Annotated in this window: 9 protein-coding genes; 7 read left to right on the top strand and 2 right to left on the bottom strand. The window is 40.0% G+C overall.

Going from position 1 to position 18,543, the window contains the following annotated elements; translation table 11 throughout:
* The first annotated feature begins 54 nt into the window (after positions 1–54).
* From B5X76_RS15270 to B5X76_RS15250, 5 genes are all read left to right on the top strand, one after another.
* Complete coding sequence (locus B5X76_RS15270) at positions 55–858, top strand: hypothetical protein (protein WP_079644379.1); 804 nt, start codon at positions 55–57, stop codon at positions 856–858.
* Positions 848–2,896: a helix-hairpin-helix domain-containing protein gene (locus B5X76_RS15265; RefSeq protein ID WP_079644377.1), complete on the top strand. Its 2,049-nt coding sequence runs from the start codon at positions 848–850 to the stop codon at positions 2,894–2,896. Before B5X76_RS15270 ends, B5X76_RS15265 begins: the two co-directional genes overlap by 11 nt.
* On the top strand, positions 2,884–4,977 hold the full coding sequence (locus tag B5X76_RS15260) for a ComEC/Rec2 family competence protein (RefSeq protein ID WP_079644375.1): 2,094 nt from the start codon (positions 2,884–2,886) through the stop codon (positions 4,975–4,977). The genes B5X76_RS15265 and B5X76_RS15260 overlap by 13 nt, the downstream gene beginning before the upstream one ends.
* A gap of 3 nt (positions 4,978–4,980) precedes the next feature.
* Positions 4,981–6,879: a RecQ family ATP-dependent DNA helicase gene (locus tag B5X76_RS15255; RefSeq protein WP_079644373.1), complete on the top strand. Its 1,899-nt coding sequence runs from the start codon at positions 4,981–4,983 to the stop codon at positions 6,877–6,879.
* A 97-nt stretch (positions 6,880–6,976) separates the two neighbouring features.
* The gene (locus B5X76_RS15250; RefSeq protein WP_079644371.1) at positions 6,977–9,214 is read left to right on the top strand and encodes a sodium-translocating pyrophosphatase; all 2,238 of its coding nucleotides are present in this window, start codon (positions 6,977–6,979) and stop codon (positions 9,212–9,214) included.
* A 68-nt stretch (positions 9,215–9,282) separates the two neighbouring features.
* Here the strand turns inward: B5X76_RS15250 and B5X76_RS15245 are convergent, their stop codons facing one another.
* A complete protein-coding gene (locus B5X76_RS15245; RefSeq protein ID WP_176141099.1) occupies positions 9,283–15,183 on the bottom strand; it encodes an alpha-2-macroglobulin family protein in 5,901 nt (1,966 codons plus the stop codon).
* A 216-nt stretch (positions 15,184–15,399) separates the two neighbouring features.
* On the opposite strand from B5X76_RS15245, the gene B5X76_RS15240 reads away from it, so the two are divergent.
* On the top strand, positions 15,400–15,990 hold the full coding sequence (locus B5X76_RS15240; RefSeq protein WP_079644367.1) for a pentapeptide repeat-containing protein: 591 nt from the start codon (positions 15,400–15,402) through the stop codon (positions 15,988–15,990).
* A 22-nt stretch (positions 15,991–16,012) separates the two neighbouring features.
* Here B5X76_RS15240 and B5X76_RS15235 read toward each other — a convergent pair whose 3' ends face one another.
* Positions 16,013–16,903 (bottom strand): LysR family transcriptional regulator, encoded by an 891-nt coding sequence (locus B5X76_RS15235; RefSeq protein WP_079644365.1) that lies wholly within the window; start codon positions 16,901–16,903, stop codon positions 16,013–16,015.
* A gap of 79 nt (positions 16,904–16,982) precedes the next feature.
* Here B5X76_RS15235 and hutH point away from each other — a divergent pair, with 79 nt between their 5' ends.
* Positions 16,983–18,542 (top strand): histidine ammonia-lyase, encoded by a 1,560-nt coding sequence (gene hutH, locus B5X76_RS15230; protein WP_079644363.1) that lies wholly within the window; start codon positions 16,983–16,985, stop codon positions 18,540–18,542.
* Position 18,543: the final 1 nt, after the last annotated feature.

Here is an 18,543-nt window from a genome sequence, read left to right as displayed (position 1 = left end):
TGTTTTTTATTTTCCTTATTTTTATTAATTTAGTGAAAACCAAAGGCTTAAAGTATGAATACAAGTGTAGTGATGTTCCTGTTGCTGCTAGGATTACCAACTTATGCGCAGGATTTTTTTGCAGCTCCATTGCAAGGTATGGGCAATACGGGATTGGCCTTGCCCTCTATTTATAATCTCACAGTTAATGCAGCTGCGCTCACTAAGCTGTCAAATGCTCAGGTCGCGGTAGCTTATCAACCTCATTTTTTAACAAATGATATACAGGCTCAAGCTTTGTTTTCAATCGTCCCAATCAAAAAGAAAAATGCGATTGGTGTGGCTCTTAATAATTATGGGCTTAAGGGAACTTCTTCCTTATTAACTTTGCGTGCTGTATATGCACGTGCTTTTGGTGATTTTATTTCCACGTCACTATCTACCAATTATCATCAATATCAGGTAAAGGGGTACGGCGGAGATCAAGCATTGTCCTTAGATCTAGGATTCCATTTTATGATTAATGAAATGTTTGCTATTGGAACCTTATTGCGTAATGTTTCTTTTTCTAGTTTTGATGACACCATTGATCAACATATCACAAAAGAGGTTGGCGTAGGTGTATTGTATCGCTTGTCTAAGGAATTGTTGGTAACTGCGGATGTTTATTATAATACAATACGGGCAATAGATCCTAAAGTAGGTTTTGCTTACGATATAGATCGATTATTCATATTACGGGCAGGGGTGACTGCAAAGCCAATGCAATATTTTGCTGGGGCGGGAATAACAATAGGAAAGCTGATTTTTGATATTTCATCTTCTTTTCATACACGTATAGGATATTCTCCTCAAATAGCCTTGAATTATGGCTTTTAGATCGTTAATAACCATGTTCTTTCTAACGCTGGGGCCTTGTCTATCATTTGCACAAGAAGAAGAACGTATAGATGAGTTGCTTTTAGAGCAAATCCAGGAGGAATTGGGAGAGCATGTTGATATCAGCGAAATCTCGGAAAAATTGCACTATTACTTAAAAAATCCCTTGGATCTAAATACCGCGAGTGAATCTGAGCTTGGCGATCTATTCTTTCTCTCACCACAACATATTCAAAACTTAATTGATCATCGAACTTCCTCAGGACCATTTCTCAATATTCTCGAATTACAGGCAATTAAAGATTTTGACGCTCAATTGATCGAAAGGATTGTTCCTTTTGTACAGATAGCGCCAATAAATCCGCTGAAAGGATTTAAGTTCAGAACTATGATGGACAAAGACGAAAGTATGCTAATGATACGTTACGGACGAAACCTTGAACCTGCAATCGGATATCAAATCCAGGGGAGCGATCGATCGAGATATCTAGGAGATCCTAATCGGTATGCATTGCGTTACCGATGGAACTATGATAATCAAATTCGGGTAGCGATAAATATGGAAAAGGATGCAGGTGAGCCATTCTTCAAAGGAAAGCAACGGTATGGTTTCGATTTTTATTCCGGTCATATAGAGATAAGGGCTTTGAATAAATATGTAAAAAGGGTGGTCCTCGGAGATTATGCTTTACAATTTGGTCAGGGGCTGGTAACATGGAACGGATTAAGTTTCGGTAAGGGCGCCTGGATAGGAAGTGTCGCGCGACAGGGGCAAGGATTGGTTCCTTACTCATCTATGAATGAAAATAATTTTCAAAGAGGGCTCGCTGCTTCAATAGACGTGGGCAATGTGGAATGGACACCATTTGTTGCATACAATAAGTTGTCAGGAAAAGTAGAAGAGTTTGAAGGAGATCGGATTATTTCCAGTATCAATATGTCTGGGCTACATCGGACCGAGAGCGAGCAGTCTTCTCGAAAAGCTGTGGGACAAGTGGTTTATGGAAGTAATTTTAGGTACAGGCACAGGAGATTAAAAATCGGCATAACTTATATGGGGGGTACATATGATGGGCTCAAGCTAAGAGGTGTTGACCTTCGACAAAAGTTCGATTTTGAAGGCAAAAGCCTTCATGGTGTTGGCGGGCACTACAATTATTCGTTTAGAAACTATTATTTTTTTGGGGAAACTGCATATAGCTTTGGTGGGGGCTGGGCTACGAATAATGGTGTTATAGCCAGTGTACATTCTAAGCTTTCTCTATTTGCTAACTATAGAAATTACCAGCGTGATTATCACACAATTTATGGACAGTCTTTAGGTGAGGGAAGTCAGTTGGCCAATGAAAGAGGAGTATATACAGGGGCGGTGTACCATCCGAGCAGAAAGGTAGAATGGGTAAATTATATTGATCTATTCCAGTTTCCTTGGTTACGGTATCGAGTGGATGCACCTAGCTCTGGCGTAGATTTCTTAAGCCAATTTACATACACATGGTACAAGATTGGAAAACTGACATTCCGATACCGATATCGGCTTAAGCAGGAGAATACGGTTATAGCAGATCGAAATACCAATCTATTGGCTGATGTAAACAGACATCAATTTCGAGTTGATTTTCAGTATAAGCTGAGTGACACTTGGCGTATACGTACACGGGGAGAGATCATGAGATTTGAAAAGGAAAGTACAAGTAGAAGTAAAGGATTTCTGTGCTACCAAGACGCTTTCTGGCAGATTAGAAAACCCCAGTTACAGTTTAATATGCGTCTAGCCTATTTTGATACTGACGACTACGATTCCCGTATATATGCTTATGAAAATGATGTATTGTATGCATCTGGTTTTCCAATGTATTACGATAGAGGTATTCGCTCTTACCTTAATATTCGCTATAAGATAAAAAGAAACCTTGATATATGGACCCGGTATGCATTGACTTATTATTTCCAAAGAAAGGAGGTTGGTTCTGGATTGGATTTAATTGAAGGAGCTAAGAAAACCGATTTAAAAGTGCAATTGAGATGGCAATGGTAAAGCAGAATATCCTAGCATTACACTTTGGGAAAATCCCGATGGCAAAACCATTATTAGCATTTTTACCCGGTATATGTGTCGGTTATTATACCACATCTTTCCAATTTTCATTTTGGATCGACGTACTACTTATTTTGATTGTTTTACAATTGGTGAGCTTCTTCAACCGGAGAAAGTCTTGGGGTAGGTTACTATTTCCCTTGAGTTTTTATTTATCATGGAGTGTGCTGGGGGTATGGACCACCGTGTGTACAATGCCATCTTATCAGACCGCGCATTTTTCAAACTTTGAATCCCAGCACCTTTTTGTTGTAGTAAACGAGGAGCCTCAAATTAAAGGGGAGAATATTCGTTTTTCAGCCGATGTGAAAGCTGTCGTTCAGGAAGGGAGGGTACATGCAAGTACAGGTCAATTAATGGTAACGTTGCGATTGGATACAACCGAAAGAGAAGAGTTCCGTTATGGTGATTTATTACAAATACCGAATCAGATACAAATAGTAAAACCAGCAGCTAATCCTAAAGAATTTGATTATAGAAAATACCTTCAAAGTAAAGACATAGAGCAACAGTGTTTTCTTTCTGCTAATCAAATAGTGAAAGTTGGTTTGCAAAAAGGTAATCCTATTGTAGATAGAGCCTTATTTTTCCGAGAGCAGATGATGCACAAATTTGCAGTCAATATTAAAGATAGTAGTTCGTTGCAGCTGGCTATGGCTCTTATTTTTGGTTACCGATCTCAGATAGACATAGATACAATAGATGTATTTCGGAATACTGGCACGGTACATATTTTGAGTGTCTCTGGTCTGCATGTAGGATTGGTTTTTGCACTTCTCACGCTGTTGTTAAAATGGATGAATCGATTTTCTTACGGAAGGCATATACGAAGTGTTGTTATTTTGTTGGCTGTATGGTTTTATGTGATTCTTACCGGGATGAGCCCACCGATTCTTCGGGCTGGAATTATGATTACTTTTTTTATCGTGTCCATAGGGGCGAATAGAACTCAAGTACCGTTAAACACATTGTTTGCATCGGCATTATTTATCCTAATATTTTCACCCAAAAGCTTATTTGACGTTGGGTTTCAATTGTCCTACTTGGCCGTGTTGGGCATATTGATACTCTACCCATTGTTTAAATCTTTCTATCGTCCGAAACAGCGCTTGGCGCGTATCATAGTTGACTACATCTATATTTCCATAGCCGCTCAACTATTTACCTTGCCGGTAATACTTTATTATTTTGGACAATTTCCAACTTATTTTATACCTGCAAATCTATTTATCGCTATCCCTAGTACTGCGATAATGTATTTGGGGATATTGCTGGCTTTGTGCCCTTTTTCAATGGTAAATAATTATTTTGGGCTGGCATTGCATGGGTTATTGAATTTCTCGGTAGAAGGGTTGGGCTATATAGAGCGACTTCCCGTTGCAGTTTTGAAGGGAATTATCTGGAATGAAATTCAAGTCGTCTTGTTTTTTTTAGTACTCTTAGCATTAATATGGGCCTGGAATTTTAAAGATAAGAAAGCTGTTTTTATGGGTTTAAGCTTGCTCGTGTGCTTTTTGGGTTGTACTGGTACGTTGTATATAAAGCGACAAAATCTCAGTGGTTATCGTGTTTATAATGTCCGCTCGGAAGTAGGTATTGCTCATATCAGGAAAGGAAAAGTAGTGTTGTATAGTACATTTGATTCGTTGAGACACAGAAATAACGTTTATGCCGTTTTACCGGATCTGAGACAGTTTGCTGATGAGCATTCGATAGAATTTGTAAAACTTCCTGATAATGATAGTATTAACTATACGCTATCGTTGGGGAATAAAAGGGTACTTGTTTTAGAAAGAGAGCTGGTCGATACTGTAAAGGATGTGGATATTATTGTATGGCGCAAAAATAATAGAAGTAAATTGAAATACCTCATAAATACAGATCGCAAGGTCCCTGTGATACTAGTTGATGGTAGCAACTCGGATAAAACTCTAGCATATATTCAGTTTAGGAATGATATTCTTAGGGAACAGGTATATATACTGAAAAATAATTTTGCTTATGTTTGGGATGAGGAATAAGATATGATAGAAAATAGTCTTTCTATATTAAAGCAATACTGGGGCTACGATGCATTCAGGCCGTTACAGGAAGAAGTAATACAGTCTGTCTTGAATCGACGGGATACGCTTGCTTTAATGCCCACTGGAGGAGGTAAGTCTGTATGCTTCCAGATACCGGCCATGTTGCAAGAGGGAATATGTATAGTGATCAGTCCTTTGATTGCATTAATGAAAGATCAGGTTGAACAATTACGGAGTCGTGGTATAGAAGCTATTGCGATCTATTCAGGAATGGGGTATAGAGAGGTGGATATTGCATTAGACAATTGTATTTTTGGAAAAATCAAATTTCTTTATCTAGCACCAGAACGGTTGTATTCTGATTTGGTGAGAGAACGTCTTCGGTATATGAAGGTCAGCCTTTGGGCTATTGATGAAGCGCATTGTATCTCGCAATGGGGGTATGATTTCAGACCTTCTTATTTACAGATTGCACAATTACGAGAGTTACACCCCCATGTACCTTTTCTCGCTTTGACAGCTACAGCTACTCCTGAGGTTGTGGTGGATATCCAAGATAAATTAGGTTTCACAACACCCAATGTGTTGAGTCGTAGTTTTGCCCGCTATAATTTGGGCTATATGGCGCTACAAGAGGAAAATAAGATGAATCGAATGTTGCGTATTGTAAAGAAAGTTGGTGGTACAGGCGTGATATATGTTCGTAATCGTAGGGAGACGCAGGAGGTAGCAAGGTTTCTTTTGAACCATGGGGTTCCGGCAGATTATTATCATGCGGGTATCGGGATGAAAGAACGTTCATTAAAGCAAGAGGCGTGGACATCCAACAAAACCCGGGTTATTGTAGCGACGAATGCATTTGGGATGGGGATAGACAAATCGGATGTACGCTTTGTAATTCATTTGGACGTCCCGGACTCTTTGGAAGCGTACTATCAAGAAGCCGGTAGGGCCGGACGGGACGAAAAGAAGGCATTCCCTGTCCTTCTGTATCAACAGGCAGATCGTGAACGGTTATGGAGTAATTTGGAAAATAGTTTTCCAGAGATAAGTTTCATTCAGCAGGTTTACCATTATTTAGCAAATTACTATCAGATTGCTTATGGTGCTGGAAAAGGTCTTTTTTTTGATTTCGATATTGTAGAATTTAGCAAGAAGTACACAATAGATCTGCTACAGACGTTAAGTGCTGTTAAATTTTTAGAAAGAGATGGTTGGATCTCCTTGTCGGAGGCCGTTTACATTCCCTCACGGTTCAAATTTGAAGTCGATTTTCAGGATTTGTACAAGTTTCAGGTTCAATCTGCAAAGTATGATCCCGTAATTAAGGCCATTTTACGGACTTATGGTGGTGTCTTTGATTTCTATGTGCCGATCAATGAATATGAGTTCGCAAAAAAGCTGAAGATTCCCTACGAGGCGGTCGTTGAGTTGCTGCAAGGCTTAGAGAAACAACAGGTCGGTTCTTATTTGAAGAGTACAGACAAACCCCAGCTTCAATTTTTGCAGAGCCGGGTAGATTATAAAAACCTATACATTGATATTGATTTTTTGCGCGAGCGTAGACAATTTAAAGAACGACAAGTGAAAGCGATATATGACTACCTTGATGAGAAAGTTTGTCGGAGCCAAGCCTTATTGAGTTATTTCGGTGAATCGGAATCGGAATCCTGTGGTGTTTGTGATCTTTGTTTGACCCGGGATTTTAAGGAAGGACAAGAGCATAAGATTGAGCAGGAGATGCGGGTTGTATTACTGGAGAACGGCCTGGGGCTTCATGATCTTATTGATGCGATCCCCGTTGCGGATGAAAGTAAGCGAATCCAAGTGTTGCGGAAATTAGTGGATTTAGGAAAGATTGAGGAACGTGATGCCATTTATTATTGGGTTGTAAACTGATTTTTTTGATCGTGAAAGCTCTCAAAAAGAAAGTGTTAAAGGTTTTCTATTTTCCCAAAAAATTGATAGCTTTAACTGATAACCAAATAAACAGTTTATGGAGAACCTTATCGTTTACCTACCAGCAGCTCTCGCTGTGCTCGGTCTATTATTTATGCTATCCAAGGCAAGTTGGGTAAGAAAGCAAGATTCAGGTGAAAGCCGAATGCAATTTATTTCTAAGAGTATTCAAGAAGGAGCAATGGCCTTTCTGAAAGCCGAATATCGAATACTTTTAATTTTTGTGGTGATTGCCTCAATTGCCTTATTTTTTGTTTCTACACTGGTAGAGACTAGTCATTGGATTATTGTTGTTGCTTTTGTCTTTGGGGCTTTTTTTTCTGCCCTGGCAGGAAACATAGGGATGCGTATCGCTACTAGTGCGAATGTCCGTACGACGCAAGCTGCCCGTACCAGTTTGCCGCAGGCTTTAAAGGTTTCGTTTTCAGGAGGTACTGTGATGGGGTTGGGTGTGGCTGGATTGGCTGTATTGGGTTTGAGTATCTTTTTTCTCTTGTTTGTTAAGATGTTTGTTTCCGGGGAAAATAGCTTTTATAGTGAAATGACAGTAGCGCTGGAAGCATTGGCTGGTTTTTCTCTGGGGGCCGAATCTATAGCTTTGTTTGCACGGGTTGGAGGCGGTATCTATACCAAGGCTGCCGATGTAGGAGCGGATCTAGTAGGTAAGGTCGAAGCAGGTATTCCGGAGGATGACCCTAGAAACCCCGCTACTATTGCTGATAACGTAGGTGATAATGTGGGAGATGTCGCTGGAATGGGAGCTGATCTTTTTGGTTCGTATGTAGCTACAGTGTTAGCGTCTATGGTGTTGGGTAATTATGTAATTAAAGATATGGGAGAGGCCGCAGGTGTAGCCTACACGGATGCGTTTCAGGGAATGGGGCCTATCTTACTGCCCATTGTGATTGCTGGTGTTGGTATATTAGCGTCTATTATCGGAACATTCTTTGTTAAGGTTTCTAATAATGACGCAAAAGAAGCGGAGGTGCAAAGGGCACTTAACATGGGCAATTGGGTTTCGATTGCTCTGACTGTGGTCGCATGTTTTTTCTTGATTCAGTATATGCTACCAGAAGTAATTCAAATGAAGTTTTTTGGAGAGGGGTTTAAGGACATACCACGAATGAATATCTTTTATGCGACCATTGTGGGGCTTGCCGTAGGGGGCTTGATTTCAGCTTTTACAGAATATTATACTGGTTTAGGAAAGAAGCCTGTACTCAATATTGTACGTAACTCTTCAACGGGTGCGGGCACTAATATTATTGCCGGACTAGCTACAGGTATGATGTCTACTTTTTCGTCTGTGTTATTATTTGCATTTGCGATTTGGGGCTCTTATGCTTTGGCAGGATTCTACGGTGTAGCGATTGCGGCTTCAGCGATGATGGCGACGACTGCGATGCAATTGGCGATTGATGCATTTGGTCCTATTGCAGACAATGCAGGGGGGATTGCAGAGATGAGTGAATTGCCAAAGGAGGTTCGTCAGCGAACGGATGTCTTGGATTCTGTTGGAAATACAACTGCCGCTGTAGGTAAGGGCTTTGCAATTGCTTCTGCAGCATTGACGGCATTAGCGTTATTTGCTGCTTATGTAACTTTTACCGGTATCGACGGTATTAATATTTTTAAAGCAGATGTGTTGGCTGCACTTTTTATAGGAGGGATGGTTCCTGTGGTATTTTCTGCATTGGCCATGCAGTCTGTTGGCAAGGCGGCGATGGATATGGTTAATGAAGTACGCCGACAATTCCGTGAAATACCAGGAATATTAGAGGGGACAGGTAAGCCGGAGTATGATAAGTGTGTGGAGATTTCGACCAAAGCAGCGCTACGCGAAATGATGTTGCCTGGTGCATTAACGATTATTACACCTATTTTGGTCGGCTTCATCATGGGACCGGAAGCATTGGGTGCGTATATGGCCGGAGTTGCTGTATCAGGTGTCCTGTGGGCCATATTTCAAAATAATGCAGGTGGAGCTTGGGATAACGCTAAGAAGTCTTTTGAGGCAGGCGTAGAAATTAATGGTGAAATGACTTACAAAGGCTCAGATGCGCATAAGGCCGCGGTGACAGGCGACACAGTAGGGGATCCTTTTAAAGATACATCAGGCCCATCAATGAATATTCTGATTAAGCTTACTTGTTTGGTTGGGTTAGTTATTGCGCCTATTCTTGGAGGACATACATTGACATCGACTCAAAAGGAAAAAGAAGTAGCAAAAGAAAAGGTAGTGATGCTAGAGACAAAGCAATCGAACTCGAAGTAGTTACTTGGGAGTATTAAAAAAAGGGGAGCAACCAGATGGTTGCTCCCCTTTTTTTAATGTTCTCTCATTTAAGGAATAATAACCAATCGTATGTTTTCTGATCTTGCATTTACGGTAGGATCGTACATACACTCGATGCTACTTACTCCTGAATTAAATACACCAACATTATTAGCTTTAATTTCATATTCGAACTCCTGCTTTCCTTTACGGAGATTATCAAAGAAATAGTTGGTCGAAGCATCTTTCATACTAAAGTAATACCCTTGCCACCAACGGTAGCCTGAAGGTTGGTAGATTGGTTCTACTCCAGACGGGCGGCTGTCTTTCATATGTACGTATTGTAATGCGGCATCGTTGACAATAACGATTTTGACTTTAATGCGTTCGCCCAGTTTGGCTTCATGTGTCTCGATCCATTTGCCATTACGCTCAACAAGATATTGTTTTTGAATGGATAGTGCATTGGTATTACGCTTCACTTCGGAAAGCGGAACAAAATACTGATGATAGATCCCGCCGTATATAGTTCTATTGTTGTTGTTTTGAATAGTAAGCTGCTTGTCTTTTTGCAGTGCAGACCGATCGAAATCTAGGGAAACTTGACCCAATATGATATCTTTAGTGTGGGCCTGTTGGCGGTCAACAAGTACGTTTACCTTATTGTCCAAACTAAAGTCATCGGGATTATTCGCGAGTAGGAGTGCATAGATGGCATCTACGGTCATCCAGGTACTGTTCCAATGGTTTATTTGTTTTTTATAGTATAACCATTGGGTTATGGCCTGAAGCTGAGAAGGGTCGTTTAGCTTGTAGGCTTCAACAAGGTACGACTGCATACTTACAGCATCATAAGCACGGTCGTTGCTCGGCCAGTACATTCCTCTGTCTTTATCATGGACGACCTCTTGGCTGATTCTGTTCTTTAATTCATTTGATTGTTTAGCGTTACCATACAATTGGTTGACTATCCATGCTTTGGCCGCTAAACCTGCCGATCCTTTGGCCGTCACCTCCGGAGCTTTTATCAACTTATTGGTGAGCTGTTGGATGCTGTTGCCCTGAGGTTTGAAATAACTTGTCCAGTAATGGCGGGCATACAGGTAACTCAGAGCGAGTTCTACAGATGCTTTCGGACTAAAGATACTACTGTCTTGGTCTAGGTATTGAGTGAGACCTTCCATTGCATCTAGCATGTCCGAATCCACTAAACTATGGTCGAGGTGGAGCACTTTGCCCACGATTTCAAGCATGCGTATAGAGATACGGTTATCTACTTTTCCTCCTTGAAGCCAGCTGAACCCTCCTTCGTCAATTTGGTTCTGGAGTATCTTTTTTTCTACCGCCTTGATTTCTCCGTGGATGTCGCTATTGAAAAGAGCAGCGATAGCGGCTAATTTTTCTTTTTCACTTTTAATGGCTTGTAACCATGGCATTTCCTCTTGTTTCAACTCACTTAGACTGCTGTTTTCTTCTAGCTTGCTTTTGTTTTGATCTTTGTCTAGTGTTTTGAAGTAAGTGGCAATCTCTGGATAGTTCTTCTCCATATATTGTACCATCTTCAGACCGAACCACTTACTACCACTCTGTTCCGTGGACTCGTATGGATAGTTCTTCAGATAATCTAGTGTTGTGATAATTTCTAGAATAGGATTGCTCTGTACCTGTACCTTAGCGTGTAGGTTGTCTTTTCCGGCACTGTGTAAGCTGTAGTCTTTAGATTCTCTAGACTTCAGTATGATTTTTTCGGTATCTGAAATCAGCACCTTATTGGAGAGTATCGGTAACTCTACAATTTCACCATCAGAAAATGAATCCGTAGCGGCTACGATTTTAATCTGTATTGTTGGTATATGTGCCGGTACTTTAAGTTTCCATTCGACAATGCTATTGTTTGTGGTAGGGACCTCGAAAGCCGTCGTACTATTTCCTGTTAAAAATAGATTGGTAATGTTTGTGTTGTCTTCTGGGTTAAGTATTTCAATCCGTGCATTGCCTTTCAATGCTTGCTTACTTACATTCTGTACCTGTGCTTTCAATGTGATTTCATCTCCCTCTCTGAAATACCGAGGTAGATTAGGACGTACCATCAGCTGTTTCTGTGTTTGGCTGATGAAAGTGGCGTCGCCGGATGTAAGATCTTTGCGGTGCGCAAATAAGAGCAATTTCCATTTTGTGAGCGTTTCGGGACTGTCAAATTCGAAGTTGATATTTCCTTCTGCGTCGGTATACAGCGTCGGGAAGAAAAATGCAGTTTCCTGTAAGTTGGTACGGATCTGCGCTTGATCCAGCTGATCTTGTTTCTTTTTACCTTCTTTGGTGGTAACAAGAATGACCCCATTTGCAGCTTTGGAGCCATATAGGGCTACTGCAGCAGCATCTTTGAGAACTTCTAATTTTTCAATCTGATCTGCTGAGAAGTTTTCAAGGACAAAGCCGTCCATAATTTCTCCATCTACAACGTATAGTGGAGTTGATTGTCCTGGGCTGGCTGCTCCTCGTATACGCAGGTTTTGTACTTCAACCCGTAGTTTAGGATCCTTGAGCTCATCATACATAGTGCCAACACTTTGGAATACTACTTCTTCAGCCACTCCAGATCCAGATCGACCTTCAACACCTTTTGTTGATCCAGTCGCGAACCCAGATTGCATAGACTCGTCGAATAGACCATAGGTATAAACGTGAGATAGTCTATTTCCTGAGGTCGGTAGTCTATTGTCTTTATAGAATACGGAGTTTGAATAATCGTCTTTATAGAACCCGTTAAGGAGGTGGTAATAATTGATGTTACCAAAATAAGAGGTATGGAGTGGTAATGACGATGGGAAGCTGTTGTTTGCGAATACATCCAGTGCGCTGTCGTACATTGTAGCCAATACCTCAGCTTCGGATACTGATAGGTCCTTCTGCGCGATACTGAAACTCCACTTTTCCTTTTGGCCCGGTGTGATTTTATCTCTAAATGTTTTAGCGGTAATCCGTAAGAGTTTGTCTTGTCGAATCACCGGTATAGCTGTCGATGTGATCGCCAATTTATTGTTCGCTACTAATAGGGCTGTAAAAGAGATGTTGGGCAATATTTGCTCCTCTTCTAGCGTGAAGGTGTAGGTAACTTGACCATTTTTTATAGCCAATAGTTGAGTTGGTCTTTTTGATGCCCCAAGGGAACTGAATAAATAGAGGTATTTAGCATTTTTTTCGTCGGTTTGATAGGTGATGGTGACTTTGTCTCCAATGCTATAGTTTGTCTTGTCGGTATTGGCTGTCAAGAACTCCGTATTGCTTACTTTTTTAGTGACGGCATCGTACAGTTGTACATAATTGGTCGCCTTTATGGTATCTCCCTGCTGTATGCTGATGGCCTCGATCATATAGCGTCCTTTGGTAAATAGATTGGAATCTATCTGGACAAGACCCGTATCGCGTGTATCGAAGTCGTAGGATGCGAGCAGCTCTTTTTGTTGCTCTTTTTGTAATAGGCTCTGATCAAATATTGCTGGGAAATATCTTTCGTATTCCTCGGTACTCAATAGATGGTATTCGAGGTTGCCGAATATCTGGCTACTTTCTCTGGTCATGACTGTCGTTGGCTGACTTAATCGGTATATAATGACCTTGCCAGAAAACAAAAGTGGCTGACGATTTTGATTGGTAGTTTTGATGGTTAAGTTCTTCCATTTTTTCTCCTTTATTCGAGCAGAGGTCTGGATTTTAATCTGCCACGGCCGGGTAGAGAAATTGTACTGATCGCTTGTAGCCTGCATTTCGCCACTTTGACTGGTTACCTCGGCATTGTATTGTAGAGAGAAGTTATCCAAACCCTTGAAGGTGGAATCCATCAGCGCCACCTTAAATGCAAATTTTCCTGACGCATCAGTGGTTGTGGTGGAATCCATATAAGTAACATATTGACGAAGCTTGTTGCTATAAAACGTGATGCTGTATTTTACCGTTGCATCCGGCAATGCCGCTCCAGATAACATTTCAACAGAACCTGTAAATAATGCGGTGTCTTGAAGCGTATAAGTCTCCTTGTTCGTGTCAAAAGTTACTTTGAACGTTGGTCTTTTGTATTCCTCCACCTGGAAGTAATGGGAGCCTTGTTCTCTGCCCTTATGTAGAGCTACGATTCTGAATGATCCTGCCAATGTTTTGTTCGGTAAAATAAAACTTCCATTTATCGAGCCATACGCATTACTGGTCAGGGTCAAAGAGTCTATTTTCTGATAGCTGGCATCGTGAAGATAAATCTTTAGCTCTTCTTTTTCCATCACTTTGCCCAATAGTGCGTGGCTATTGTACAATATGCTTTTGAAGTAAACCCGTTGTCCCGGTCTGTAGATAGCACGATCTGTCAAAGTCTGTATAGAGATTTGATTGGTTTCGTCCGGTTGCGGTCTATTGTAAACATGACGGCCTATGGTTTTTAGCTTGTTGAGGTCAATCAATTGATTTTCCTGTGGGAGATAGAGTAGGTAATCACCAAATCCGCTTCTCTGCTTGGAAGTATATAAAAATTCGCCTTTTTTATCAGTGCGTATTCCCTGAGCCAGATCCAGGGTATTGTAGCGGTTCAGCTCATACAACTGTATTTTTTTATCCATATAAGGCTTGCCCGACATTCGGTCTAGTAGTAGACCTTTAAATAAGGTGCTATTGTCATCGGCTTTATCTTGACTGGCCGAAATAAAAAGGTCGGAAATGATAATTTTCTGATGTACGACTTCGTAATATAGACCATCATCCTTGAATTCTTTGTTGTTGGATACTAGAACCGTGTAATTGCCAAATGGCAGTGGGTTCAATTTGTAGAGCGTATTATGGTTCTGATAGTCTGCAAAGGATTTTAAGGGCAACAATTCCTCATATACAAGTTTGGCGTCTAAGCTCGTCTGGTGGGTCAGTGAATCATATTTAACATCGAAGGTCCGATACGATTTGAGCGCATTGGTGGTGTTATAGACTCGAATGTAAACACTGTCTACGTTGGTAGTACTTATTTTAATTGGTGTATAATGGTTTGAAGGTGCAAATGATTTACTATTGATTTGAATATGTGCTTGTTTAATGGCCTTTTGAAGATTTTTTGCATTATCGATCCAAGGTGAATTTGGATATCGATCTAACGCTTGGTTGATGAACTTTAGGGCTTCTTTTTTATTGCCTCGTCTGTCATAGCTATGGGCTAACTGAAACAAGAGATAAGCATTATAGTCACTTTTATAATTTTCAATAATTTCTTCGTATGTGGTTATCGTATTTTGCTGAGTAAGGTATTGTAAAGTAGGTAGATTGCGCGTAAGAAGGTATGAAGTAGCATTAGCATATCCTTTTTTCTTGTTGATTTCAATTAGTTCCTCCCTTAATTTATGGGCTTTAGTATTTTGATTCTGACCCTGTGTATAGAGGAAGTCAAGATAATGGTACGTTAAAAAATGATATAAAGTAGGGGATAAGGATTGATTTTGAGTTTCCACAAACATATCACTCCATTTTTCCAGATGTTCGTTAATCAGCAATTCTTTTGGTGCTGTTGAATTATTAAATACAGAATCAATGTATTTTAGTTTGTCTTTGCTGGAGCTTGAAATAAATAGATTCTTACTGTTACTGAGGTATCGGTTCGAGTTTGAAGCAAGAAATAAAGCATAAAAATTGTTTAATATAGCTTTTTCTATCGAAGAGGCGATATTAATATTCTGTTCGAAATGTTTTTGAATTTCGATAAAAGCACTGTCATCAGTGTTGTTTACTTTTCGTGCCTGACTCTCTGCCATAAAAGCGCGAACCCATTCTGCTGAGTTGTTGCTTCGTCTTGCTTCAGCTTTAATATCTGCAAGAAGTGGAAGTGTCTGTTCGTAATTTTTGACACTAATAAGGCGCTCTATCTCGTGCCATTTTGCTGAAGGGGGAGTAATAACTGTCTGCGCAATACCGAAGTAAGGTAAGAGAGATACTAATAGCAAAAAAAATACTTTTATTGAGTGATTCATATTTTCAAACTTGTGATAGAAAATGTTAATTAATTGCTTTTTTGCAACGGATGCCCTTTTAAGTTAAATTCCATAAATGAAATTTAAAAATAAGAGTTTAATCTGTCGCTTCTAAGGAAAGGAATGAAATCTTTCCTATCTTTCCAAAGGAATTACCAATTCTATATTCTTTAGGTATTTTATAAAAAAATGAACACTGATATCGTCGTACACACCGATAAAACTTTTCAACAAGTAGATTTTTCAGAAAAAGAACTTCGTAGCCGTGAGTTTATACGTTGTCATTTTATAGGCTGTGATTTTTCGAAAAGTGATTTGCGAACCAACGACTTTGAGGATTGCACGTTTGAAACCTGTAACCTATCAATGGCCAACCTGCAAGGTGTCGGCTTACGCAATATTATTTTTAAAGACAGTAAAATAATGGGGATAGACTTTTCCGCATTAAATAAATTTATGTTTTCTTTTTCTTTTGAAAACTGTCAGCTGGATTATTCCATATTTTATGGAGCTAAGTTGAAAAAAATGCAATTTACTAAATGCTCGCTTCGGGAGGTCGATTTTAGTGAAGCCGATTTGTCTGGTAGTGTCTTTGCCGAATGCAATCTTCTTAGTACAGTGTTTTCAAGAACAAACTTAGAAAAAGTAGATTTTAGAACTTCTGCCAACGTAATTCTAGATCCTGATCTTAATAAGATGAAAAAGGCGAAGTTTACAATAAATCAGTTAGAGCTTTTATTGCTTAAGTACAATCTTGATGTTGAAGATTCGATGCCTTAGTCGTATTGAGTTTTTATATATCCTACAAAAGTTGATTTATAACCTCTAGTAATGCGGGTATGCCTGGGTTGCGATTTTCGTGATTCCAGGCCAGTGTCAGTGTTGTCCGTTGGTGTATATGTTCTAACTCAATGAAATCAACATCGGTGTTGTAACCGTTTTTAAGCGAAGACGGCACAATGGCAACGCCTAGCCCCTGGGATACTAAATTGAATATACTCAAGGCATTAACAGTGCGCAATGTTACATTGGGTATAAAATCTTGATCTCGGAATATACTCATTACCAGGTCGTAATACGAAATGCTATAGGCTTTTGAAAAGAGAATAAAAGGTTCGTCTTTGAAATCAGTCAATTCCAGATTACGTTTCGATTTTAACGGATGATTCTTAGGGATGACAAGGGCGAAGTGTTCGGTAAGGATTGGTAACGATTTAATGTTTGGTGGAGCTGTATCTATACGAACGAATCCGAAATCTAGTTCATTGCGGGAGAGCATCTCTAATTGCATTTCATTACTAAGTTCATTGAGCGTAATATCTATTAAAGGTTGCTTATGCTTTAATGACGCTAACAATTGGGGGAGAATGGTCTGTACTGCGGAGCCTATAAAGCCTAGTTTTAAAGAAGTTACTTTTCCTTCAGCTATTTTTTCAATCTGTGTTTGGATATTATTCAATTGACTGAATAGGAGGTCAACTTCCTGCATCAGGTATTTACCTGCTTCGGTAAGGTGTACCGAACGTTTGCTTCGGTCGAAAAGGACTGTTTTATAAATCCCTTCCATTTGTTTTATCTGTCTGCTTAACCCTGGTTGGGAGATGAAGAGGCGATCCGCTGCTTTTCTAAAGTGAAGTTCTTCAGCCAAGACCTTGAAGTAATAAAGGTGTCGAAGTTCTATTTGATAATTCATGGTTATCAATTGTTGATTAAAATAGTATTACTAGTTATCAAATATAGCTGTTAAATTTGGGATAAAAGCAAAGGATAAGATGAACACATTTAAATACGGAGTAGATTTTTTACAAAGTTCTACAGCAATAGGGATAGCAAAAGGTAGTATTGAGGGCGTATTGACGCAAACAGTTATAGAAGATATCAATCGAAGTGCAGGCTACGTACAGGATATAGTCGATTCCGGTAAGGTTGTTTACGGGATAAATACCGGTTTTGGGCCATTGTGTACTACGCTAATCGATGCTAACGATACACGTAAGCTACAAGAAAACATCTTGATGAGTCATGCTGTTGGCGTAGGGGAACCTATAGATAAAGAATTGTCCAAATTGATGATGATACTGAAGGTCCATGCACTAGCAAAAGGATTTTCGGGAGTACAATTAAGTACTGTAGAACGCATCATTTGGCATATACAACAGGATGTCGTGCCTGTCGTTCCGAAACAGGGATCCGTAGGCGCTTCTGGTGATCTGGCGCCATTATCACATTTGTTTTTGCCATTGATAGGTCTTGGAAAGGTGTTTTATAAAGGTGAAGTACGTAATACGGCAGATGTATTGAGCGAATTGGAAATGGAACCCGTAGCACTAGGAGCGAAAGAAGGGTTGGCGTTAATCAACGGAACTCAGTTTATGGCGGCACACGGTGTGAAGGCTGTGGTAGAGATGAATCGATTGATGAATAATGCGGACTTGATAGCGACATTGATGATCGAAGGATTAAATGGATCGATTAAACCTTTCTTTACCGAATTGCATCAGTTGAGACCTTATAAAGGTAATGTATTTGTCGCTTCGACAGTGTATAATCTATTATCTGGTTCAGCTATATTGGAGTCCCATAAAAACTGCTCTAGGGTACAGGATCCATACTCTATGCGCTGTATACCACAGGTGCACGGGGCTTCTCGTAATGCATGGTTGCATTTCAAAGAAATCATAGAGACGGAGATTAACTCTGTGACAGATAACCCAATTATTATTAATAATGAATTGACTATTAGCGGAGGATCTTTTCATGGACAGCCAATAGCTCTGCCATTGGATTATGCGACATTAGCGGTCAGTGAATTGGGGAATATTTCAGACCGTCGTGTATACCTCTCATTAGAAGGAGAAACAAATGGAGTCCCGAAGTTGTTAATGAAATCGACAGGCTTGAATTCTGGATTTATGATTTTGCAATATACTACAGCTGCTATTGCCAGTGAAAATAAAGGGCTTTGTTTTCCTGCATCTGCAGATAGCATCCCGACTTCTATGGGGCAAGAAGATCACGTGAGTATGGGGTCTATATCGGGAAGAAAACTTTTGCAAGTGATTGACAATGTCGACAAGATCTTAAGCGTGGAATTGCTTTGTGCAGCGCAGGCGAAAGATTTTCACAACCCATTGCAGTCGACAGCTGTAATAGAGGCATTGCATAAACATGTGAGAAAGCAGATACCACATTTAGAAGAAGATCAGCCGATGCAGGATATTCTGGATAAAGCTTTAGCAATTGTGAAATCAGGCGAATTGATTGAGCTAGCTAAATCGACAGGAGATAATTCGTATTTGGGAACAGGTGTTGAATATTTTGAAAACTACTAAA

The organism is Sphingobacterium nematocida, assembly GCF_900168125.1.
GTDB lineage: Bacteria > Bacteroidota > Bacteroidia > Sphingobacteriales > Sphingobacteriaceae > Sphingobacterium > Sphingobacterium nematocida.
Note: the sequence above shows the minus strand (reverse complement) of the source record. Positions and strands in the feature narration are given on the sequence as shown.

Bases quoted from the DNA above. Each gene is read 5' to 3' on its own strand.
- B5X76_RS15270 (WP_079644379.1), top strand. From the start codon at position 55: ATGAATACAAGTGTAGTGATGTTCCTGTTGCTGCTAGGATTACCAACT.
- B5X76_RS15265 (WP_079644377.1), top strand. From the start codon at position 848: ATGGCTTTTAGATCGTTAATAACCATGTTCTTTCTAACGCTGGGGCCT.
- B5X76_RS15260 (WP_079644375.1), top strand. From the start codon at position 2,884: ATGGCAATGGTAAAGCAGAATATCCTAGCATTACACTTTGGGAAAATC.
- B5X76_RS15255 (WP_079644373.1), top strand. From the start codon at position 4,981: ATGATAGAAAATAGTCTTTCTATATTAAAGCAATACTGGGGCTACGAT.
- B5X76_RS15250 (WP_079644371.1), top strand. From the start codon at position 6,977: ATGGAGAACCTTATCGTTTACCTACCAGCAGCTCTCGCTGTGCTCGGT.
- B5X76_RS15240 (WP_079644367.1), top strand. From the start codon at position 15,400: ATGAACACTGATATCGTCGTACACACCGATAAAACTTTTCAACAAGTA.
- B5X76_RS15235 (WP_079644365.1), bottom strand. From the start codon at position 16,903: ATGAATTATCAAATAGAACTTCGACACCTTTATTACTTCAAGGTCTTG.
- hutH (WP_079644363.1), top strand. From the start codon at position 16,983: ATGAACACATTTAAATACGGAGTAGATTTTTTACAAAGTTCTACAGCA.